The sequence below is a fragment of the Rahnella sikkimica genome (genome assembly GCF_002951615.1).
Taxonomy (GTDB): Bacteria; Pseudomonadota; Gammaproteobacteria; order Enterobacterales; family Enterobacteriaceae; genus Rahnella; species Rahnella sikkimica.
Map to the genome: position 1 here is coordinate 3770551 of NZ_CP019062.1, position 21394 is coordinate 3791944.

Here is a 21394-nt window from a genome sequence, read left to right on the forward strand (position 1 = left end):
ATTTTCCTCTCATTGTTATTTAGGGAACCGACGGTCAATGACGTTACAGCACGCACTGTTTTCTTTTAACGGCCGCCTGGGCCGACGCGATTTTTGGCTTTGGATGATCAGCTGGCTGGTGCTGATGGTCGCCGATTTCTTCTTTGCCGCAAAGCTTTGGATTACCTATCAGACCGCGGGTTTCGCGCTGGTCGTTCTGCTGTGGCCAACGGCGGCGGTGCTGGTGAAAAGGTTGCATGATCGGAATAAGTCGGCCTGGTGGGCGTTACTGTTTGTGCTGGCGTGGATGCTGGTGGCCGGAAACTGGGCGGCGGCGATGCCACAGACGTGGAGTTGGGTATTAGGACGGCTGGCACCTTCGGTGATTTTCATCATGCTGATTATCGACTGCGGGGCTTTCGTTGGTACGCCGGGCACAAATCGCTTTGGCCCGGAACCGGAAGACGTCAGATTTAAATCCGCATAAATCACGCTTACCAGTAATGCTCGCTGGTCATATGGCCCGGTTTGCGTTTGAGGTGTTTGCGCATGCCGTGCAAGTCTTTCAGCACCTGCTGGGTATCGCGAACCATCTGCGGGTTTCCGCAGAGCATGATGTGGCTGTCGTCCGCGTTAATCTTCAGGCCGACAGCCGCTTCCAGCGTGCCGTTTTCAATCAGCGCCGGGACACGGCCGGTCAGCGAGCCTGAGATTTCCTCACGGCTGACGACGGTCTGAATATGCAGCTTGCCTTCATAACGACGCTGCAATTCCTGCATCAGCGGCAAATAGCTGAGATCGGCGGCAAAGCGCGCGGCGTGAACCAGCACAATATTTTTGAAACGCTCAAGACCCATCCCTTCCTGCAAAATCGACAGATAGGGTCCGATGGCGGTGCCGGTCGCGAGCATCCACAGGGTGTCGCATTCCGGAACCTCATCAATGACGAAAAAACCGGCGGCCTCTTTAGTGACATGAATTTCGTCGCCGGGTTGCATCACATGCAGACGCGGGCTGAGTTTTCCTTCCGGCACGTTGACCAGATAAAACTCCAGGTCCGCGCAGGAAGGCGGATTGACGTAGGAATACGCGCGCTGAACCCGTTCGCCATCGATTTCCAGAGAGAGTTTGGCAAACTGACCTGCGGTAAAAGAGTCGACTGGCGCATTGACCGTGATGCTGAACAAATTGTCCGTCCAGTGCTCAACTTTTTTGATTTTTCCCGTCACCCAATCAGCCATAAAAACTCCCGTCGTTTCTGATTTCGTCATGCATAGCGAATCTATGCGCTGATTTTATTTCAAATTTTTCGGATCCCTTATCGGTTAAATGTTATCAGCCTGTTCTGCGTCCGTTAGCCGGTATCGATTTCTGTACATTCTGCGTTACAGATCTGGCTCCTGCCGCTGCCAGCAAAATATCAGGAGAGTTTGCCTCAACCCTCGCTTATTCATCTGAATTTGTTAACTTATGCGCCGCCGTATTATCGGCGGTTTTACTGGTTATTTGTTCTGCACATTCCCAATCTTATCTGATAACGAACTGAAAAATGAAAAATCTGAAAAATATTCACCTGCTTGTGATGCTGATTTTGCTGGTGGCGGTCGGTCAGATGGCGCAGACCATTTATGTGCCGAACATCGCCGATATGGCGACCAGTCTGGCCGTCAAACCGGGGGCTGTGCAGCGCGTTATGGCCGCTTATTTACTGACGTACGGCGGTTCACAGCTGATTTACGGTCCGTTGTCTGACAACGTGGGGCGCAAACCGGTGATCCTCACCGGCCTGATGATTTTCCTGATTGGCGCGGCGGGCGCGATGATGTCTTCCAGCCTGAATATGCTGATTGCCGCCAGCGCCGTGCAGGGGTTGGGCACCGGCGTAGCGGGCGTGATGGCGAGAACCATGCCGCGTGATTTATACAGCGGCGGCGCTTTGCGCCATGCTAACAGTTTGCTGAACATGGGGATTCTGGTCAGCCCGCTGTTAGCACCTGTTATCGGAGGCGCGCTGGCTGCGTGGTTAGGCTGGCGGGCGAGTTTCGGTTTCTTACTGATTTTGTGTGCAGGCGTCGCGTTTTCGATGTACCGCTGGTTGCCGGAAACCCGCCCGGAATTTACCGCTGATCATCCACCGCGCAAAATGCTCAGCAGCCTGCGTTTGTTGCTGGCAGACGCTAATTTCAGCCGTTATCTGGTGATGCTGGTCGGCGCGCTGGCGGGCGTGGCGGTCTTTGAAGCCAGCTGCGGCGTGCTGATGGGGGGCGTGTTGGGGCTGAGCGGTGTGATGGTCAGCATTCTGTTTATCCTGCCGATCCCGGCCGCATTCTTTGGTGCCTGGTATGCCGGGCGCACGGAGAAGAGCTTCCAGCAACTGATGTGGCATTCGGTTATCAGCTGTCTGCTTGCGGGGCTATTGATGTGGATCCCAGGCTGGCTGGGCATTATGAATATCTGGACGCTGATCGTGCCAGCGTCTTTGTTTTTCTTCGGCGCAGGCATGTTATTCCCGCTGGCGACGACCGGCGCAATGGAACCATTTCCGTATCTGGCGGGTGCGGCAGGGGCGCTGGTGGGCGGTTTGCAGAATATGGGGTCAGGGCTGGTGGCGTGGATGTCAGCGATGTTGCCGCAAACCGGTCAGTTCAGTCTGGGTCTGCTGATGTTTGCGATGGCCGTGCTGATTTTGCTGTGCTGGTGGCCGATGTCGAACCGCAGTCAACATGAAGGTCACGTGGTCTGAAATGGAAAAGCAGGGCGCAAAAGCCCTGCTTTTTGATGACCGGAAGGCCGTCGATCAGATGATGAATTCGTGCAGCGCAGCGTCTTTGCGGTCGAGATAATGCGTCGAACGGATGCGACGGATGGTGCGGGATTTGCCCCGGATCAGCAGCGTTTCGGTGGTCGCCATATTTCCCTGACGGCTTATACCTTCCAGCAGATCGCCTTTGGTAATTCCGGTCGCTGAGAAAATCACGTTATCGTTACGCGCCATATCATCGAGCAACAACACTTTCCCGGCTTCGATACCCATCGCTTTACAGCGCGCCAGTTCCTCTTCGCCAATCCGGCGGTTTTCCGGTGTATCCCCTTTGACGTCATGACGCGCAAGTAAACGTCCCTGCATATCGCCATCCAGCGCGCGGATAACGGCGGCGGAAATCACGCCTTCAGGCGCGCCGCCTATGCCGTAAAGCACGTCCACTTCACTCTCCGGCATGCAGGTCAGAATAGTCGCCGCCACGTCACCGTCCGGAAATGCAAAGACGCGGACACCGGCGGTCAGCATTTCGCGGATTGCATCGTCATGACGCGGTTTCGCCAGTACGGCGACGGTCAGTTCGGTCAGCGGTTTGTTCAGCGCTTTGGCGATATTCGCCAGATTTTCGGCCAGCGTCAAGTTCAGATTGATTGCGCCTTTTGCGCCAGGACCGACGGCGATTTTTTCCATGTACATGTCAGGTGCATTGAGGAAAGAGCCCTGATCGCCCACGGCCAGCACGGCCAGCGCGTTGGACTGACCCATTGCGGTCATGCGCGTGCCTTCAATCGGGTCCACCGCGATATCGACCGCGTCGCCATTGCCGGTACCGACCTTTTCACCGATATACAGCATCGGTGCTTCATCGATTTCACCTTCACCAATGACAATCGTGCCGTCGATATCGACTTTATTGAGCATGATGCGCATGGACTGTACGGCGGCGTTATCGGCGAGGTTTTTATCACCACGTCCCAGCCATTTGTAACCGGCGAGCGCGGCAGCTTCGGTCACGCGGGAGAACTCGATTGCTAATTCACGTTTCATTGGAAAACCTGTTGGAAGAAAAGAAGGAGTTCGGTGAGGCAAGGCTCATCTGTGCCGCAGATTTTAGCACAGCGGGAAGGGCGTATAAAAAAACTCCCCGGATGGGGAGTTTCGTTAAAGGTGTTGGCGTAAAACTGACGGGATTATTCGTCGTGATCTTCCCACGAACGAACGCGTGCCACCGCTTTCTGCCAGCCTTTATAGCGGACATTACGTTCCGTTGTTTCGATGCTAGGGCGGAATTCACGTTCGATAGTGGCTTTGCTGCGCACTTCTTCCAGATCGTTCCAGAAACCGACGGCCAGACCTGCGAGGAAAGCAGAACCCAGCGCGGTGACTTCCAGCACAGCCGGACGTTCAACGCGAGTGCCGAGGATATCTGACTGGAATTGCATCAGGAAGTTGTTGGCAACTGCGCCGCCGTCCACGCGCAAGGATTGCAGACGGGCACCGGAATCGGCCTGCATGGCATCCAGTACGTCACGGGTCTGATAAGCAATAGACTCCAGCGTTGCACGGATGATGTGGTTGCTGTTTGCACCACGGCTCAGACCGAAGATTGCGCCACGGGCATACGGGTCCCAGTAAGGCGCGCCGAGGCCGGTGAAGGCGGGCACCACATAAACGCCGTTGGTGTCTTTCACTTTACCGGCAAAGTATTCTGAATCGGTCGCGTCACTGATCAGTTTCAGTTCATCACGCAGCCATTGGATCGATGCACCACCGACAAACACCGCACCTTCCAGCGCATAGTTCACTTCACCACGCGGGCCGCAGGCGATAGTAGTCAGCAGACCATTTTTCGATTCCACAACTTCGGTGCCGGTGTTCATCAGCAAGAAGCAGCCCGTGCCGTAGGTGTTTTTCGCCATACCCGGTTGTACGCACAGTTGGCCGTACAGCGCCGCCTGCTGGTCACCGGCGATACCAGCGATCGGAATACGCGTACCGCCTTTACCCCCGATGTTGGTCTGACCGTAAATTTCTGAGGAAGGACGGACTTCCGGCAGCATTTCACGCGGAATATCCAGCGCTTCGAGCATGCGTTCATCCCACTTCAAATCACGGATGTTGAACAGCATGGTACGTGATGCGTTGGTGTAATCCGTGACGTGAACGCGTCCCTGAGTCATTTTCCAGACCAGCCAGGTATCGACAGTCCCGAACAGCAGCTCGCCGCGTTTAGCGCGTTCACGGGAGCCCTCAACGTGGTCGAGGATCCATTTCAGTTTGGTGCCGGAGAAGTACGGGTCAACCACCAGGCCGGTGTTGTGACGGATGTACTCTTCCATTCCGTCTTTTTTCAGCTTTTCGCAGATATCAGCAGTACGACGGCATTGCCACACAATCGCGTTATAAATTGGCTTGCCGGTTTCTTTTTCCCACACAATGGTGGTTTCACGCTGGTTGGTGATACCGATACCGGCGATTTGATCAGAATTGATGTCGGCTTTGGCCAGCACTTCAACCAGTACCGAGCTTTGCGATGACCAGATTTCCATCGGGTCATGCTCAACCCAGCCAGATTTAGGGTAGATCTGGGTAAATTCACGCTGAGAAACGCTGATGATGTTGGCATCGTGATCCAGCACTACTGCGCGTGAGCTGGTCGTACCCTGATCGAGTGCGACAATGTATTTTTTTTCGTGAGTCGTATCTGCTGACATAATATTCATCCTGCAAATGAGTAAGCTGTGGAACAGTTTAGCCGATCAGGCCTTGCGCTGTTTGGTTGGCTGCGACGCTTTGTCAGCTGCCGGTTCGTTAATCTGGTGTGGCAGATGACGGCTAATCAATGCTTTATAGCCGACCGCACCCAGACAAGCGCCAAGCAGTGGACCAAAAATCGGTACCAGGAAATAAGGGATATCACGGGCACCGGTAAATGCCACTTTGCCCCAGCCTGCGAAGTAAGCGAACAGTTTCGGTCCGAAATCACGCGCCGGGTTCAGGGCGAATCCGGTCAGTGGCCCCATTGATGCACCGATAACCGCAATCAGAATACCAATCAGCAGCGGTGCCAGCGGGCCACGTGGCAAGCCGTTGCCGTCGTCAGTCAGGCCGAGGATCAGGGACATCAGAACAGCAGTGATCACGGTTTCAACCAGGAACGCCTGCAATACGCTGATGTGCGGGTTTGGATACGTGGAGAAGATACCGGCAAGGCTCAGACTGTCTACGCTGCCGCGTACCATATTGTGACTTTGCTCGAAATCAATGAACAGATTGTAGTAGAGGCCGTAGACCAGCGCGGCGGCACAGAAGGCGCCTGCGACCTGCGCGATAATGTAAGGCAGAACTTTGCGTCCTTCAAAGTTTGCAAACAAACATAACGCGACGGTAACAGCCGGGTTCAGGTGTGCGCCTGAGATCGCCGCAGTCAGGTAAATGGCCATGGCCACACCGAAACCCCAGACGATACTGATTTCCCACTGGCCAAAGGATGCTCCGGCAAGTTTCAATGCAGCAACACAGCCTGCACCGAAGAAAATGATAAGCCCGGTACCCAGAAACTCAGCGATGCACTGACCTTTTAATGTGGAACTCATGGTTTGGCTCATAGTTTGATCCTGCTAAGGATGATGTTAATGATTGGTTATAGTTTTTTGTTATGTCGTACGCGAACGTAATCGGATTTTGACGTTCATCATTAAATGAGAACGTAATGTGAATTTATCGTTAACGAGCATAAACGAGAAATAGCGAAATCAAAATTTGCGTGTCATGTCATAAAAATGAGCGATTTCGCGTATTACCGGACCATCGCGAACGGCAAAAAGGCCACGATTTAACATTTGCCGGGCACGGGTAGGTGAAACGAACATAGCAACAGGCCGGATAAGGATATGCGGTATTAACGGGGATTTCTGGTGAGTGACGCTGCTTTTTAAGCATTTCCTGATACCGGGCGCTGTAAAATTGCAACAGACTGCGTGCAGGAAGGGGTTCTTGCTAGACAGGGCAAAGCTGGCTACATACAATCACCCGGTAAGACACCCGCTGGTTTTACAAGACTTTGGCGCAAATCAGACCTGAATTTGGTTTGAATTCGTTATCAAAATCGACGGAGTGCAGGAATTCATGAGCCGTGTCCGGATGATGCGGCAGAACATAAGATGTGCGCCTTGCGAACATAAGGGGACCGAAAAATGTCATTTGAAGTATTTGAGAAATTAGAAGCTAAAGTTCAGCAAGCGATCGATACCATTACTCTTTTGCAGATGGAAATCGAAGAACTGAAAGAACAAAACAATACCCTGTCTCAGGAAGTTCAGCAGGCAAGTGGTAACCACGAATCGCTGGTGCGTGAAAATGCACAGCTGAAAGAAGAACAGCACGTGTGGCAGGATCGTCTGCGTGCACTGCTGGGAAAAATGGAAGAAGTCTGATGACTTCGGCCTGAAAATAAAAAAGGACGCCACGGCGTCCTTTTTTGTTGCTGAAAGCGCAAGGTTATTCGATGTCGAGCGGGTCTTCGGACAACACAATACCGGTATTGTCGGCATACAGATGGTCACCGGAGAAGAAGGTCACACCGCCGAAATTGACACGAATGTCGCTTTCGCCAATCCCTTCGCTGCCTGCGCCCGCCGGAATCGCTGCCATCGCCTGAATGCCGATATCCAGTTCTTCCAGATCGTCTACCTGACGAACCGCTCCGTAAATCACAATGCCTTCCCATTCGTTTTGCAACGCCTGGCGTGCCAGACCGGCATCCAGCAATGCGCGCCGAACGGAACCGCCGCCATCGACCACGAGTACGCGACCACGGCCATTTTCTTCCAGCAAGTCATAAAGCAAGCCATTGTCTTCGAAACACTTCACTGTCGTGATTTGCCCGCCAAATGAAGTACGGCCACCAAAGTTGGAGAACAGGGGTTCGACGACATTCACTTCTTCATGGTAGATGTCGCAAAGTTCGGAAGTATCGTATTTCATAGGATTTCATCTGGTTGCTGCATGAGTGTTCAGTATATCCCTTTCGGGCGGATGTTGGCAAAATCATCAATTGTTAAATGCGAAAAGCGGCCGGATAAACGCACATCAGGCCACTTTTACTCAATTGAGCAACAGACCCACCGCAAACAACACGTTAGTCAGTAACGCTGCTTTCACCATGTGTTCGAGCAGCGGACGCACTTCCAAAGACGTTTTGGACTTTCTCACGCGGATAATGTGCGTGGTCAGCATCGGTACTGCCAAAAGGAACAACCAGCCCGTCCAGTGACGCAAATAGGCTGCCGAGAATATTGCCAGACACAGCGTGGCGGCGGTCAGAATAAACGTGTGATAGCGACGCGCATTCACCGGTCCGAGACGAACCGCCAGCGTGTTTTTGCCGTTGGTGCGATCGGATTCGATATCGCGCAAATTGTTGATATTCAGCACCGCCGTCGAGAGTAATCCCGTTGCGGTCGCGGGTAGCATCACAATCCAGTCGAAGTATCCCGCCTGCAAATAGAACGTCCCGGCGACGCTGATCCAGCCAAAGAAGATCAAAACGGAAATATCACCCAGCCCCATATAACCGTAAGGGCGCGTGCCGACGGTGTACGTGATAGCCGCGCCAATCGAAAGCAGGCCGAGGATGATAAAGCCCACGACGTCACTTGGTTTGTGGCAGGCGACGGCGATAAGCGCGATACCGCACACGAGCGTCAGCACAATGGTCAGGATAATCGCGCGCTTCATCTGGGCGGCGGTAATCATCCCTTTTTGCATCCCGCGCAACGGCCCGACACGATCGGGCGTATCACTGCCTTTTTCGGCATCGCCATAATCGTTGGCAAGGTTAGACAGGATTTGCAGACAACCCGCCGTCAGTAACGCCAGCAGCGCGATGAGCGGGTGGAAAACGCCTTGCAGGCTGGCAATCGCCGAACCCATGACGATGGAGGCAAAAGCCAGAGGCAGCGTTTTAGGACGCAGGCTTTCAAGCCATGCGCGGGCAGGCGTGGTCGGGGTGCAGGGAGTCATTGTGCTCATAGGTGATTTCGCTCAGGTGAACAGTCAGTCCGAAATCTAAAAAAAATCAGGGAGGCAAACGCCTCCCTGAAGATCACTTTCGGAACGTATGAGCAAATTATAAGATAAAACGGCTCAGATCTTCATCAGCTACCAGCTGATCAAGGTGGCTTCTAACATAATCTGCATCAATGTTTATGGAGATACCGTTGCTTTCGCTGGCGTCATAGGAGATATCTTCCATCAGGCGCTCCAGAACCGTGTGCAGACGACGTGCGCCAATGTTCTCGGTGGTTTCGTTCACCTGCCATGCCGCTTCCGCGATACGACGGATGCCGTCAGCCGTGAAATCAATGGTCACACCTTCAGTCGCCATCAATGCTTTGTACTGATGTGTCAGGGACGCACTTGGCTCAGTCAGAATACGTTCGAAGTCTTCTGTCGACAGCGCCTGCAGCTCAACGCGGATTGGCAGACGACCCTGCAATTCCGGGATCAGATCTGACGGGCTGGACGTCTGGAACGCACCGGAGGCGATAAACAGAATGTGGTCAGTTTTCACCATGCCGTGTTTAGTGGAAACGGTACAGCCTTCCACCAGCGGCAGCAGGTCGCGCTGAACGCCTTCACGGGAAACGTCCGGGCCGGAACTTTGACCGCCGCGTTTACAGATTTTGTCGATCTCATCGATGAACACGATACCGTGCTGTTCAACGGCTTCAATCGCCTGTTCTTTCAGCTCTTCCGGGTTCACCAGTTTCGCCGCTTCTTCTTCAACCAGCAGCTTGTAAGCTTCTTTGATTTTCAGTTTGCGCGGTTTCTGTTTCTGACCGGCCATGTTCTGGAACATGGATTGCAGCTGGTTAGTCATTTCTTCCATACCCGGCGGGGACATGATTTCAACGCCGACTGGCCCAGCCGCCAGATTGATTTCAATTTCTTTGTCGTCGAGCTGGCCTTCACGTAATTTCTTGCGGAAGTTCTGGCGCGCGGCAGAAGGCTCATGTGCTTCGTCAGCCTGCCCCCAGTTGTTTTTCGCCGGCGGGATCAGCACATCGAGAATCCGTTCTTCGGCCATTTCTTCGGCGCGGAATCGGTTTTTATCGATGGACTGCATACGCACCATTTTCACCGCGGAATCGGTCAGATCACGGATAATAGAATCCACTTCTTTCCCGACATAGCCCACTTCGGTGAACTTGGTGGCTTCGACTTTGATGAACGGCGCGTTAGCCAGTTTGGCCAGACGACGGGCGATTTCGGTTTTACCGACACCGGTCGGGCCGATCATCAGAATATTTTTTGGGGTGACTTCGTGGCGCAGCGCTTCATCAAGCTGCATACGGCGCCAGCGGTTACGCAGGGCGATCGCCACAGCGCGTTTCGCTTTATCCTGGCCAATGATGTAGCTGTCTAACTCGCTGACAATCTCGCGCGGGGTCATCTCAGACATAATTTTCGATCCTTACGCTTTAGAAGACAATTCTTCGATGGTGTGGAATTGGTTGGTGTAGATGCAGATATCACCCGCGATACTCAGCGATTTTTCTACGATATCGCGTGCGCCAAGCTCTGAGTTTTCCAGCAAAGCACGGGCAGCAGCTTGTGCATACGGACCACCGGAACCAATCGCGATCAGGTCGTTTTCTGGCTGGATGACGTCGCCGTTACCACTGATAATCAGCGAGGCATTTTCATCCGCAACGGCCAGCAGCGCTTCGAGACGGCGCAGCATACGGTCGGTACGCCAGTCTTTTGCCAGCTCAACGGCGGCTTTCACAAGATGACCCTGGTGCATTTCCAGTTTGCGTTCGAACAGCTCAAACAGCGTGAAGGCGTCAGCGGTACCACCAGCAAAACCAGCAATCACTTTATCGTTGTAAAGGCGACGTACTTTTTTGACGTTGCCCTTCATGACGGTATTTCCCAATGTGGCCTGGCCATCACCACCGATAACGACCTTGCCGTTGCGGCGTACACTTACAATTGTTGTCACGAGCGGTTCCTCGTTGCAGACGGAAAAGATCCCCGCAGGCTTGTGGGACACTTTGCGTGTCTCACAAACTTACGAGGCATATTGGAAGTATAGATTGGGGAAGGATTACGGGTTTTCAACCCCCGATTGCAAGGGGAATGCAACCGGAGATGCCTGCGCTGTTCAGGCGGGATAAGGTGCTGTCTGCACCGGAGCGATTGTTATAAGGGCCAATCACGACGCGATTCCAGCCGCCGCCCGTGGTGATCCGGCCTTCAAACCCTTCGAATGCCAGCTTGGCGCGCTGGGATTCCGCCTGCTCGGAGCCTTTGAATGAACCGCACTGCACCATAAATCGCTGGGTTTTTTCCTGCTCTTTCGGTTTCTCTGGCGCTGCCTGTGTAATGGCGGCCGGTTGCTGTGCTTTCGGTTGTTCTTTCGGCGCTTCTCTGACCGGTTCTTTTACCGCTTCCGGCTCTTTAACCTGTGGCTTAGGTTTTGGCTGAACAGGTTGCGTTTGGACCTGTGCCTGCGGAGCACGAACGGGTTGCGTTTGCGGCGTATACGCAGGCTGCTGAACTTGGCGCGGTTGCGTCTGCACCTGCTGTTGCTGAGCATAAGTCGGCTGCTGTTGCTGTTGCTGTTGCTGTAGCTGACGCTGCGTCTGAGCCGGACGCGTTGCGACCTGACTCGGGTCGTTATACGGCACTTCAGACAGCTGTGTTGGCGTCTGGCGCATATCGGCCTGCATCTGTTCGAGAAGTTGTCGCTGTTCCGGCGTCAGCTGCGTTTTCGATTCAACCTGACCACCTGCCGTCGGTTCAGTCGGCGTGGTGACGCCCATCTGACGGTTTTCCAGCTCCTTGATGTAGCGCCAGCGCTCTTCAGGCTTAGGCGGTAATCCGTTACCCGGACGAACAGCATGCGTCGGCAGTACCGCCGCTTCTTCATGTTTATTGTGCGCAATAAAATAGAGGCCACCGACAAACACCACCAGTACCGCAACGGCTAACACCACCATGGTTTTGGAGATCGTTGTGGAACTGCTTTTTTTACTCCGGCTGGTACTTTTCCGCCGCGCTCCTGAGCGCCCACGGCTTACATAGTCTCTTTGTGCCACTATCGTTTCGCTGTGTCGTGATGAATGAAGAAGTGCGTCATGTTACTTAACCCTGCATATATAACAAAACAAAAACTGACTCACGCTTTCGGGGCGGCCGTGCTTTCGCGCACCACCAGCTCACTATCAAGCAGAAGCGAACCGCTTTGTCCCGGATTTCCCTGTAACTGCTCAAGTAATAATAACATAGCCTGACGGCCCAGCTGGAATCTTGGCTGGGCCACGGTGGTCAGCGGAGGATCGGTAAACTGGCTGGCTTTGATGTCATCGAAGCCGACCACCGACAAGTCCTGCGGAATGCGCAGACCCATTTTCTTCGCCTGGAACATCGCGCCGATCGCCATAATATCGTTATGACAGAAAATGGCTGTTGGCGGAGAAGGCAGCGCCATCAGTTCTGTCACCGCCTGCGCGCCAGATTCGTAGCTAAAATCGCCCTGAGCGGTCAGGGCGTTTTCAACGCTGATCCCGTTGCGGCGCAGCGCCTGAATATAACCTTGTGAGCGGTACTGGCACAGCGGCATATGTTTCGGCCCTTCGATACAGGCAATACGCTGATGGCCCAGATTCAGCAGATAATGTACCGCTTCAAACGCAGCAGTCAGGTTATCAATATGAACGGTCGGCAGTTCCAGTTCTGGCGCAAATTCATTGGCCATCACCATCGGCGGCAGATTCCGTTGTTCTTCTTTGCTGGCGTCGAAAGGTAAATCGGAACCGAGCAGCAACATGCCATCAATCTGTTTGGTGATGATCAGATTGATGAAGGTTTTTTCCTGCTGGTTTTGCTGAGCGCAGTCGCCAATCAGCACCAGATAACCATTTTCGGCAGCGGTGCGTTCGATCCCTTTGATCAGATCGGCGAAAAACGGATCGCAGATGTCCGGGACGATCACCAGAATGGTTCGCGATTCGTTACGTTTCAGGTTTCGGGACAGAGCATGAGGAGAATACCCTACGGCCATCACTGCCTGGTCGACCTTCTGACGGGTAGAGGCGGAGACTTTTTCCGGATTCATTAACGCGCGGGATACCGTTGCTGTTGAAACGCCTGCCTGTTCTGCCACATCTTTCATTGTTGCGGCGGGTAATTCTTTCTTGTGCTCCAACGCATCTCTCCTTGCAACAGCATCAAACTGACACAACAACATCAACATTCCTCACCTGGCTACCCGTGATGTGTAGCTCATCACATTCTAAACAGAATGTGAGTAGGATTTGTTACCTAATTTGCATTAAAAGTGTGACGCAGATGCTTTTTTCGATCCATCACACAGAAATCCCGACTATTTATGCGGATTAGCTATCGATCGGATCCACATCCAGCGTCCATTTCACCTTTTTAGCCTGCGGCAGGCTGGCAATCAGCGGCTGAGAACTCTTGATCAGATGCTGCAAAACGCGGCGTGAAGGATGCTGCAATAACAGCTGCCAGCGGAAACGCCCGTTACGCTTGGCCGCCAGAGCAGGCACCGGCCCTAAAATCCACAATGAATCATCTTTCAGCGGGCTGGATTCCAGCAGATTTCGCAGTTGTTGCAGGAACAGCGCCGACTGCTGATTATCATGGTCTTCAGAGCGGATCATAATGTGGCTGGTGTAAGGCGGCAGAAAGACGCTCTTGCGCTCGGCAAGCGTCTGTTTCGCAAATTCGTCGTAGCCTTTATGCAACAGAACCTGCAACAGCGGATGTTCAGGGTGATGTGTTTGTAAAACCACTTCCCCCTGTTTCCCGGCACGACCGGCACGGCCTGAAACCTGGGTATAGAGCTGGGCAAAACGTTCTGCTGAACGGAAATCTGCCGAGAACAACGCGCCGTCGACATCCAGCAGCGAGACCAGCGTGACATCCGGGAAATGGTGGCCTTTGGCCAGCATTTGCGTGCCGATTAGAATACGTGCGCCGCCGCGATGCACTTCATTCAGATGCTGTTCCAGAGAGCCTTTGCGGCTGGTGGTGTCGCGGTCAATGCGGGTGATGGGCGTGTTCGGGAACAGCGGCGCCAGTTCGTTTTCCAACTGCTCGGTGCCAACGCCGACGGACACCAGCTGCGTCGATCCGCACTGCGGACACTGATTCGGCACGGCACGCTGGCTGTCGCAATGGTGGCAGCGTAACTGGCGCTGATTCTGATGCAGCGTGTAATAGTGATCGCAGCGCTGGCATTCAGCAATCCATCCGCATTCGTGGCAGAGCAGGGCAGGCGCATAGCCGCGGCGGTTGAGGAACAGCATGACCTGATTGTCGGCTTTGAGATGTTCCTGCATGCGCTGGATCAGCGGCTGAGAAAGCCCGACTTTCAGCTGCAACCCTTTTAAATCCAGCAAATTCTGCCGCGCGAGTTTGGCGTTACCGGCGCGTTTGGTCAGTTTCAGCTGACGATATTTGCCCAGTTCCACGTTGTGCAGCGTTTCCAGCGCAGGCGTTGCCGAGCCCATAATAATGGGGATGTTTTCCGCGTGGGCGCGATATACCGCGAGATCCCGCGCGTGATACCGCCAGCCTTCCTGCTGCTTATAAGAGCTGTCGTGTTCTTCATCGATAATGATAACGCCCAGCCGGGCAAACGGTGTGAACAGCGACGAGCGCGTGCCGATCACAATTCCGGCTTCACCATTGCGCGCACGAAGCCAGACGGAAAGGCGCTCGCTGTCATTAAGCCCGGAATGCAAAACATCCACCGGTGCGCTGAAACGTTCGCGAAAACGCGCGATGGTCTGCGGCGTCAGGCCGATTTCCGGCACCATCACCAGCGCCTGGCGACCCTGTGCGAGAATGTTTTCCAGCACACTCAGATACACTTCGGTTTTACCCGAGCCGGTGACACCGGCCAGCAGCCAGGCGGAAAACTGCTGATCTTCACTGCGGATGGCACCGACGGCGGTGGCCTGTTCGGTGTTAAGACGCAGGCGTTCGCCGACGACGGAGAAGTCTTTGCGCCAGTCTTGTGTGGCAGGCGCGATGCTGCGTAAATCGGTCAGCCCTTTTACCCGCAGCGCCTGCAAGGCGGTATCGGTCAGTTCGAGGTCAGCAACCTGATGGCGGTACAGCGGTTTTTGAATCAACGCCGCCATCGCCTGTTGCTGTTTCGGCGCACGTTTGAGGCTCTCGAGCGGCGTGGCGCGCCCCTGTTCGGTGGCAAACCATTGCCACAGCGGCGTCAGTTCAGCGGGTTTCCCCTGACGTAACAGCACCGGCAGCGCGTGAAACAACACTTCGCCGATGGGAAAATGATAATAGTCGGCAGCCCAGAGCAGGATGCGCCAAAGATCGGGTGTGAACAGGCTCGAAGCGTCGAGGACTTCACGCACGGGTTTCAGCTTTTCCAGGCCAAATTCGCTGGAATCACTGACGCGTGTAACGATGCCAATCGCGTCGCGTTTACCGAAAGGCACACTGACCCGACACCCCTGAGAAACCTGTAATCCAGGCGGCAGGAGGTAATCGAAAGTACGGGCGAGTGGAACAGGTAACGCGACGTGGGCAACAGGCATTGTGGGTCCAGACTATAAAAAAATGACGAGATAGTGTACACTGTGTCCTTCGAAATGCATGAACATCATTGCGCGGTTCTCAGAGATTCTGTATGATTCGCCGCCTTTGGTGCATTTCGCATTCAAAGCCTATCATCCACTACGCGTGGTGTCTGACAGAACAGGGTTGGATAGCGACGCGGCCTTAAGAAGAGGTTTTCCATGAAACAAGGTATTCACCCTAAATATACAGAAGTTACTGCAACTTGCTCATGCGGTAACGTTATCAAAACTCACTCAACAGTGGGTCATGATCTGAACCTGGACGTCTGTGGCGAATGTCACCCGTTCTACACTGGTAAGCAACGTGAAGTGGCTACCGGTGGCCGCGTTGACCGCTTCAACAAGCGTTTCAGCGTTCCAAGCAGCAAATAAGCTACGCTTGAGAGCAAAAAAAGGCGCCTTTGGCGCCTTTTTTGTTGCCTGCCGTTTCAACTTCCCGCCAGACAAAACTCCTTTCTCACAAACTTTCACTACCTGCAAATACACTGAAAAAACGCGCGACGGGTGCGCACGGTTTTTCAGAGCATGATCGCGGAACCGCGATCAGTATTCCCAGGTATCAGGATCAACACCCAGTTCACGCATCAGGATCTTCGCCGCTTCCGGGATTTCGTCACTGCGTTCTTTACGCAAGTCTTCGTCATTCGGCAAAGGCTGACCGGTGAACGCATGCAGGAAAGCTTCACATAATAATTCACTGTTAGTCGCATGACGCAGGTTATTCACCTGACGACGGGTGCGTTCATCGGTGAGAATTTTCAGGACTTTCAGCGGAATGGATACCGTGATTTTCTTAACTTGTTCGCTTTTCTTACCGTGTTCAGCGTAAGGGCTGACATATTCGCCGTTCCACTCAGCCATGGGACACCTTAAATTTATCAAAAAATAAAATACTGAAAACCGCGTGATTATGCCCGATTTTCACTGTTCTCACTAAATAAATGTCGTCATTTTACAGGGATATCTCACGATTTGCCCTGCGGCATTGTTCATTTTGTCGTCTTGCGCTTAACTGCTTCACGCGACGGATCTGCCGGACATCTTCATTAACGCCATAATTTTAGCGGGTATTGCTCTGTTGCTCAATCTATACGCAAAGAAGTTTAGATGTCCAGATGTATTGACGTCTATAAATCCGGGCGTTACTCTTTACCCCCTCATCCTCCGCATTTCGTCAGGAAGAAACGACTATGACGCACAAGCAAGCCACCATTGCCGTGGGCAGTGGCCTGAACAATGATCAGCAATATGGTTGTGTAGTTCCGCCAATCGCCCTTTCCAGCACTTACAACTTCGAAGATTTCAATCAGCCGAGAGCCCATGACTATTCACGTCGCGGAAACCCGACGCGTGATATCGCTCAGCGTGCGCTGGCGGATCTGGAAGGCGGTGCGGGCGCGGTTCTCACCAGCAGCGGGATGTCCGCGATCCATCTGGTGTGTACGGTGTTTCTCAAGCCGGGCGATTTGCTGGTTGCGCCGCACGATTGCTACGGCGGCAGCTATCGTCTGTTCGACAGCCTGAGCAAACGTGGCGCGTACCGCGTGCTGTTTGTCGATCAGGATGACCCGCAGGCGCTGGCCGAAGCGCTGAAGGAAAAACCAAAACTGGTGCTGATAGAATCCCCAAGTAACCCGTTGCTGCGCGTGGTCGATATCGAAGCGATTTGTGCGGCGTCGCAGGCGGCTGGCGCGCTGACCGTGGTGGATAACACGTTCCTGAGCCCGGCGTTGCAAAACCCGCTGAAGCTGGGGGCGGATTTAGTTGTACATTCCTGTACGAAATATCTGAATGGGCATTCTGATGTGGTCGCCGGTACGGTAATATCTAAGACCGCAGAGCATGCAACTGAACTGGCGTGGTGGGCGAACAACATTGGTGTGACCGCCGCGGCATTTGACAGCTATCTGCTTTTACGCGGCCTGCGCACTTTAACGGTTCGCGTAAAACAACAGCAGGAAAATGCACTGGCGATTGTGGCGTATTTGCAGAAACAATCGCAGGTCAAAAAGCTGTATCATCCGTCGCTGCCGGAAAACCAGGGGCATGAAATTGCCCGCCGTCAGCAACGTGGTTTCGGAGCCATGATCAGTTTTGAATTTAACGGAGATGAAGCGCAGTTGCGTCATTTCCTGAAAGAATTGAAGTTATTTACCCTCGCAGAATCACTGGGAGGCGTCGAAAGCCTGATTTCTCATACGGCAACCATGACACACGCTGGCATGGCGCCGGAAGCGCGTAAAGCCGCCGGGATTTCTGACAGCTTGCTCCGTATTTCTGTAGGTCTTGAAGACAGCGAAGATTTGATTGCTGATCTGGAACACGCATTCCAGTCAGTGGCAACGAGGTAAGTATGAATGCAATAGCGGTTGCAGCGCCGGCGGGAAGCCGGCAGTTGCACAAATTTGGTGGCAGCAGCCTGGCTGACGTGAAATGTTATCTGCGCGTCGCAGGTATTATGGCGGAATACGCAAAGCCGGGCGATTTGATGGTCGTGTCGGCGGCGGGCAGCACAACCAACCAGCTGATCAGCTGGCTGAAACTGAGCCAGACCGACCGGCTTTCCGCGCATCAGGTTCAGCAGGCCTTGCGCCGGTATCAGAGTGATTTGATTTCCGGCCTGCTTCCGCCAGAAATGGCAGAACCGCTTATTGCTTCTTTTATTCATGACCTCGAACGTCTGGCTGTTTTGCTTGATGACAAGATGACCGATGCGGTTTACGCAGAAGTCGTCGGTCATGGCGAAATATGGTCTGCACGACTGATGTCTGCCGTACTGTGCAAAATGGAACTGCCCGCTGCCTGGCTGGATGCGCGCGAATTCCTGCGTGCTGAACGCGCGGCTCAGCCTCAGGTGGATGAAGGCCGTTCTTATCCGCTTTTGCAACAGCTTATCGCACAGCATCCTCAGCAATATCTGGTGGTGACCGGGTTTATCGCCCGCAGTGACGCCGGTGAAACTGTTTTGCTTGGCCGTAACGGCAGCGACTATTCCGCCACCCAGATTGGCGCACTGGCGAACGCCAGCCGCGTCACCATCTGGAGTGATGTCGCCGGGGTTTACAGCGCCGATCCGCGTAAAGTGAAAGATGCCTGCCTGTTGCCGCTGCTGCGTCTGGATGAAGCCAGTGAACTGGCGCGTCTGGCCGCACCGGTATTGCACACCCGTACTTTGCAGCCGGTTTCCGGCAGCGACATCGATTTACAACTGCGCTGTAGCTACAAACCGGAGCAGGGCTCGACGCGTATCGAACGCGTGCTGGCGTCCGGTACGGGCGCGAAAATTGTCACCAGCCACGATGATATTTGCCTGATCGAAATGGCGATCCCGTCCGCGCATGATTTTGCGCTGGCGCAAAAAGATGTGGAGTTGCTGCTCAAGCGTGCGCAGATCAAACCGCTTTGTACCGGTGTGCATCCTGACCGCAATCTGCTGCAGTTTTGCTATACCTCTGAAGTCGCAGGCAGCGCCTTGCAGGTGCTGGAAGATGCCGCATTACCGGGGCGTCTGACGCTACGTGAAGGGCTGGCAATGGTCGCGCTGGTCGGTGCGGGCGTGTGTAAAAACCCGCTCCACAGCCACCGTTTCTATCAGGAAATGAAAGATCAGCCGATCGAATTCATCTGGCAGTCGGAAGACGGCATCAGCCTGGTGGCTGTTCTGCGCGTCGGCCCGACCGCTCATCTGATTCAGGGGCTGCACAAAACCCTGTTCCGCGCTGAGAAACAAATTGGCCTGATGCTGTTTGGTAAAGGCAATATCGGTTCACGCTGGCTGGAACTGTTTGCCCGTGAACAAAAGAATATTTCGGCCCGCAGCGGTTTCGAATTTGTGCTGGCTGGCGTGGTCGACAGCAAACGCAGTCTGCTCAATTACGAAGGTCTGGACGCCAGCCGTGCGCTGGCATTCTTTGACGACGAATCTCAGGCGCACGATGAAGAATCGCTGTTCCTGTGGATGCGCGCACACCCTTACGATGATCTGGTGGTGCTGGATGTTACGGCGAGCGCAGAACTGGCCGATCAGTATCTGGATTTCGCCAGCTACGGTTTCCATGTGATCAGCGCGAATAAACTGGCGGGTGCTTCAGACACTAATAAATATCGCCAGATCCGCGATGCCTTTTCCAAAACGGACAGCCACTGGTTGTATAACGCAACTGTGGGTGCCGGGCTGCCGGTGAACCACACCGTGCGCGATTTACGTGACAGCGGCGACAGCATTTTGGCCATCAGCGGAATTTTCTCCGGCACGTTATCCTGGCTGTTCCTGCAATTTGACGGCACGCTGCCGTTCACTGAACTGGTGGATTTAGCGTGGCAGCAGGGGCTGACAGAGCCTGATCCGCGCGATGATTTATCCGGCCAGGACGTGATGCGTAAGCTGGTGATCCTGGCGCGTGAAGCGGGTTATGACATCGAACCGACGCAGGTTCGTGTGGAATCTCTGGTACCGGCCGGTTGTGAAACGGGTTCCGTTGATCAGTTTTTCGAGGACGGTGAAGCGCTGAACCAGCAAATGGTTCAGCGTCTGGAAGCCGCGCGCGAAATGGGGCTGGTGCTGCGTTATGTGGCGCGTTTCGATGCCAACGGTAAAGCGCGTGTTGGCGTCGAAGCGGTTCGTGAGGATCATCCTCTGGCCGCGTTGCTGCCGTGTGACAACGTTTTTGCCATCGAAAGCCGCTGGTATCGTGACAACCCGCTGGTTATCCGCGGGCCGGGCGCTGGCCGTGATGTTACCGCCGGCGCACTGCAATCCGACCTTAACAGGTTGACTCAGCTGCTTTAATTCTTTGCTCCCTCCCCTGCGAAGGGGAGGGTTGGGGTGGGGTATGGCAAACGACGCTGAGTTGCCAGCTAAACCCCCTCCCGACCTCCCCCTTCGCAGGGGGAGGAGCAAAACACTTATCTTTCCCGTCGTACATTTCCCCCAACATGAAATTTCTTCAATTTGAGTGAAGATTAATCACACTCACATGCATTTTTGCAGTTGACAGTTTTGCTCACTTCCTCCATTGTCTATCCATACGTTTAGACGTCTAGACGCTTACCAGCTAAGCCGATAATTAAAACGCAGTGATGCATGAGGTAGTGTTTATGAGCTTTTTCCACGCTAACCAGCGCGAGGCGCTGAATCAGAATCTGGCAGAGTTGCAGGGTCAGATTAACGTTTCTTTCGAGTTTTTCCCGCCGCGCACCAGCGAGATGGAAGATACGTTGTGGAGCTCCATCGACCGCCTCAGCAGCCTCAAGCCTAAGTTTTTGTCGGTAACTTACGGTGCAAACTCCGGCGAGCGCGACCGCACGCACAGCATCATCAAAGGCATTAAAGAACGCACCGGTCTGGAAGCGGCTCCGCACCTGACCTGTATCGATGCCAGCCGTGACGAACTGCGTCAGATTGCGCAGGATTACTGGGAAAGTGGTATTCGTCATATCGTAGCGCTGCGCGGGGATTTACCGCCGGGCGGCGGCAAACCAGAGATGTACGCGACCGATCTGGTGCATCTGCTGAAAGAAGTGGGCGATTTCGATATCTCCGTGGCGGCTTACCCGGAAGTTCATCCGGAAGCCAAAAGCGCGCAGGCAGATTTGATCAACCTGAAGCGTAAAATTGACGCCGGTGCTAACCGTGCCATCACGCAATTTTTCTTCGACGTAGAAAGTTATCTGCGTTTCCGTGACCGCTGTGCGGGTCAGGGCATTGATGTTGAAATCGTGCCGGGCATTCTGCCGGTTTCCAACTTCAAACAGCTGACGCGTTTTGCCACCATGACCAATGTGCGCGTCCCGAACTGGATGAACAGTCAGTTTGAAGGGCTGGACGATGATGCGGAAACCCGCAAAATGGTCGGCGCAAATATCGCGATGGACATGGTGAAAATCCTCAGCCGCGAAGGCGTGAAGGACTTCCATTTCTACACCCTGAATCGTGCGGAAATGAGCTATGCGATTTGCCATACGCTGGGTGTTCGCCCAGACATCGCGGTGCCGGTTCGTGCGTAAGTAA

At 53.9% G+C, this 21394-nt stretch carries 19 protein-coding genes; 7 read left to right on the forward strand and 12 right to left on the reverse strand.

Annotated elements, in window-relative coordinates; translation table 11 throughout:
* Positions 1-37 precede the first annotated feature (37 nt).
* A complete protein-coding gene (locus BV494_RS17430; protein ID WP_104923986.1) occupies positions 38-466 on the forward strand; it encodes a DUF805 domain-containing protein in 429 nt (142 codons plus the stop codon).
* Positions 467-473: 7 nt separating this feature from the next.
* Here BV494_RS17430 and fpr read toward each other — a convergent pair whose 3' ends face one another.
* Positions 474-1220 carry a ferredoxin--NADP(+) reductase gene (fpr, locus tag BV494_RS17435; protein WP_104923987.1) on the reverse strand — a complete coding sequence of 249 codons (747 nt, stop codon included), beginning with the start codon at positions 1218-1220 and terminating at the stop codon, positions 474-476.
* A gap of 308 nt (positions 1221-1528) precedes the next feature.
* On the opposite strand from fpr, the gene emrD reads away from it, so the two are divergent.
* Positions 1529-2722 (forward strand): multidrug efflux MFS transporter EmrD, encoded by a 1194-nt coding sequence (gene emrD, locus BV494_RS17440; protein WP_104923988.1) that lies wholly within the window; start codon positions 1529-1531, stop codon positions 2720-2722.
* Between the two features lie 54 nt (positions 2723-2776).
* Here the strand turns inward: emrD and glpX are convergent, their stop codons facing one another.
* From glpX to BV494_RS17455, 3 genes are all read right to left on the reverse strand, one after another.
* A complete protein-coding gene (gene glpX / locus BV494_RS17445; RefSeq protein WP_104923989.1) occupies positions 2777-3787 on the reverse strand; it encodes a class II fructose-bisphosphatase in 1011 nt (336 codons plus the stop codon).
* 143 nt (positions 3788-3930) lie between these two features.
* A complete protein-coding gene (glpK, locus tag BV494_RS17450; protein ID WP_104923990.1) occupies positions 3931-5454 on the reverse strand; it encodes a glycerol kinase GlpK in 1524 nt (507 codons plus the stop codon).
* Positions 5455-5499: 45 nt separating this feature from the next.
* A complete protein-coding gene (locus BV494_RS17455) occupies positions 5500-6348 on the reverse strand; it encodes an MIP/aquaporin family protein (RefSeq protein WP_104923991.1) in 849 nt (282 codons plus the stop codon).
* A gap of 588 nt (positions 6349-6936) precedes the next feature.
* Between BV494_RS17455 and zapB the strand changes: the two genes are divergently transcribed.
* Positions 6937-7176, forward strand: a complete 240-nt coding sequence (zapB, locus tag BV494_RS17460) for a septal ring assembly protein ZapB (protein WP_013577585.1) — start codon at positions 6937-6939, stop codon at positions 7174-7176.
* 64 nt (positions 7177-7240) lie between these two features.
* Here the strand turns inward: zapB and rraA are convergent, their stop codons facing one another.
* From rraA to priA, 7 genes are all read right to left on the reverse strand, one after another.
* Positions 7241-7726, reverse strand: coding sequence for a ribonuclease E activity regulator RraA (gene rraA, locus BV494_RS17465; RefSeq protein ID WP_104923992.1), 486 nt, complete (start codon positions 7724-7726; stop codon positions 7241-7243).
* A gap of 120 nt (positions 7727-7846) precedes the next feature.
* Complete coding sequence (locus tag BV494_RS17470; RefSeq protein ID WP_104923993.1) at positions 7847-8773, reverse strand: 1,4-dihydroxy-2-naphthoate polyprenyltransferase; 927 nt, start codon at positions 8771-8773, stop codon at positions 7847-7849.
* 97 nt (positions 8774-8870) lie between these two features.
* A complete protein-coding gene (hslU, locus tag BV494_RS17475; protein WP_104923994.1) occupies positions 8871-10205 on the reverse strand; it encodes an ATP-dependent protease ATPase subunit HslU in 1335 nt (444 codons plus the stop codon).
* Positions 10206-10217: 12 nt separating this feature from the next.
* Positions 10218-10748, reverse strand: coding sequence for an ATP-dependent protease subunit HslV (gene hslV / locus BV494_RS17480; protein WP_056774599.1), 531 nt, complete (start codon positions 10746-10748; stop codon positions 10218-10220).
* Positions 10749-10863: 115 nt separating this feature from the next.
* Positions 10864-11847 carry a cell division protein FtsN gene (ftsN, locus tag BV494_RS17485; RefSeq protein ID WP_104923995.1) on the reverse strand — a complete coding sequence of 328 codons (984 nt, stop codon included), beginning with the start codon at positions 11845-11847 and terminating at the stop codon, positions 10864-10866.
* A gap of 80 nt (positions 11848-11927) precedes the next feature.
* A complete protein-coding gene (gene cytR / locus BV494_RS17490) occupies positions 11928-12956 on the reverse strand; it encodes a DNA-binding transcriptional regulator CytR (protein ID WP_104923996.1) in 1029 nt (342 codons plus the stop codon).
* A 190-nt stretch (positions 12957-13146) separates the two neighbouring features.
* Positions 13147-15342 (reverse strand): primosomal protein N', encoded by a 2196-nt coding sequence (gene priA, locus BV494_RS17495; protein ID WP_104923997.1) that lies wholly within the window; start codon positions 15340-15342, stop codon positions 13147-13149.
* 201 nt (positions 15343-15543) lie between these two features.
* Here priA and rpmE point away from each other — a divergent pair, with 201 nt between their 5' ends.
* On the forward strand, positions 15544-15756 hold the full coding sequence (gene rpmE, locus BV494_RS17500; protein WP_104923998.1) for a 50S ribosomal protein L31: 213 nt from the start codon (positions 15544-15546) through the stop codon (positions 15754-15756).
* 171 nt (positions 15757-15927) lie between these two features.
* On the opposite strand, the gene metJ is transcribed toward rpmE, so the two are convergent.
* Positions 15928-16245, reverse strand: coding sequence for a met regulon transcriptional regulator MetJ (metJ, locus tag BV494_RS17505; RefSeq protein ID WP_004392248.1), 318 nt, complete (start codon positions 16243-16245; stop codon positions 15928-15930).
* Between the two features lie 329 nt (positions 16246-16574).
* Between metJ and metB the strand changes: the two genes are divergently transcribed.
* From metB to metF, 3 genes are all read left to right on the forward strand, one after another.
* On the forward strand, positions 16575-17735 hold the full coding sequence (gene metB, locus BV494_RS17510; protein WP_104923999.1) for a cystathionine gamma-synthase: 1161 nt from the start codon (positions 16575-16577) through the stop codon (positions 17733-17735).
* 2 nt (positions 17736-17737) lie between these two features.
* Entirely contained in the window at positions 17738-20173 is a 2436-nt protein-coding gene (locus BV494_RS17515; RefSeq protein WP_104924000.1) for a bifunctional aspartate kinase/homoserine dehydrogenase II, read from the forward strand.
* A gap of 308 nt (positions 20174-20481) precedes the next feature.
* On the forward strand, positions 20482-21390 hold the full coding sequence (gene metF / locus BV494_RS17520) for a methylenetetrahydrofolate reductase (RefSeq protein WP_104924001.1): 909 nt from the start codon (positions 20482-20484) through the stop codon (positions 21388-21390).
* Positions 21391-21394: the final 4 nt, after the last annotated feature.

What these genes read in the sequence shown, in the direction of transcription:
- BV494_RS17430 (WP_104923986.1), top strand. Translation starts at nt 38, where the DNA reads ATGACGTTACAGCACGCACTGTTTTCTTTTAACGGCCGCCTGGGCCGA.
- fpr (WP_104923987.1), bottom strand. Translation starts at nt 1,220, where the DNA reads ATGGCTGATTGGGTGACGGGAAAAATCAAAAAAGTTGAGCACTGGACG.
- emrD (WP_104923988.1), top strand. Translation starts at nt 1,529, where the DNA reads ATGAAAAATCTGAAAAATATTCACCTGCTTGTGATGCTGATTTTGCTG.
- glpX (WP_104923989.1), bottom strand. Translation starts at nt 3,787, where the DNA reads ATGAAACGTGAATTAGCAATCGAGTTCTCCCGCGTGACCGAAGCTGCC.
- glpK (WP_104923990.1), bottom strand. Translation starts at nt 5,454, where the DNA reads ATGTCAGCAGATACGACTCACGAAAAAAAATACATTGTCGCACTCGAT.
- BV494_RS17455 (WP_104923991.1), bottom strand. Translation starts at nt 6,348, where the DNA reads ATGAGCCAAACCATGAGTTCCACATTAAAAGGTCAGTGCATCGCTGAG.
- zapB (WP_013577585.1), top strand. Translation starts at nt 6,937, where the DNA reads ATGTCATTTGAAGTATTTGAGAAATTAGAAGCTAAAGTTCAGCAAGCG.
- rraA (WP_104923992.1), bottom strand. Translation starts at nt 7,726, where the DNA reads ATGAAATACGATACTTCCGAACTTTGCGACATCTACCATGAAGAAGTG.
- BV494_RS17470 (WP_104923993.1), bottom strand. Translation starts at nt 8,773, where the DNA reads ATGAGCACAATGACTCCCTGCACCCCGACCACGCCTGCCCGCGCATGG.
- hslU (WP_104923994.1), bottom strand. Translation starts at nt 10,205, where the DNA reads ATGTCTGAGATGACCCCGCGCGAGATTGTCAGCGAGTTAGACAGCTAC.
- priA (WP_104923997.1), bottom strand. Translation starts at nt 15,342, where the DNA reads ATGCCTGTTGCCCACGTCGCGTTACCTGTTCCACTCGCCCGTACTTTC.
- rpmE (WP_104923998.1), top strand. Translation starts at nt 15,544, where the DNA reads ATGAAACAAGGTATTCACCCTAAATATACAGAAGTTACTGCAACTTGC.
- metJ (WP_004392248.1), bottom strand. Translation starts at nt 16,245, where the DNA reads ATGGCTGAGTGGAACGGCGAATATGTCAGCCCTTACGCTGAACACGGT.
- metB (WP_104923999.1), top strand. Translation starts at nt 16,575, where the DNA reads ATGACGCACAAGCAAGCCACCATTGCCGTGGGCAGTGGCCTGAACAAT.
- BV494_RS17515 (WP_104924000.1), top strand. Translation starts at nt 17,738, where the DNA reads ATGAATGCAATAGCGGTTGCAGCGCCGGCGGGAAGCCGGCAGTTGCAC.
- metF (WP_104924001.1), top strand. Translation starts at nt 20,482, where the DNA reads ATGAGCTTTTTCCACGCTAACCAGCGCGAGGCGCTGAATCAGAATCTG.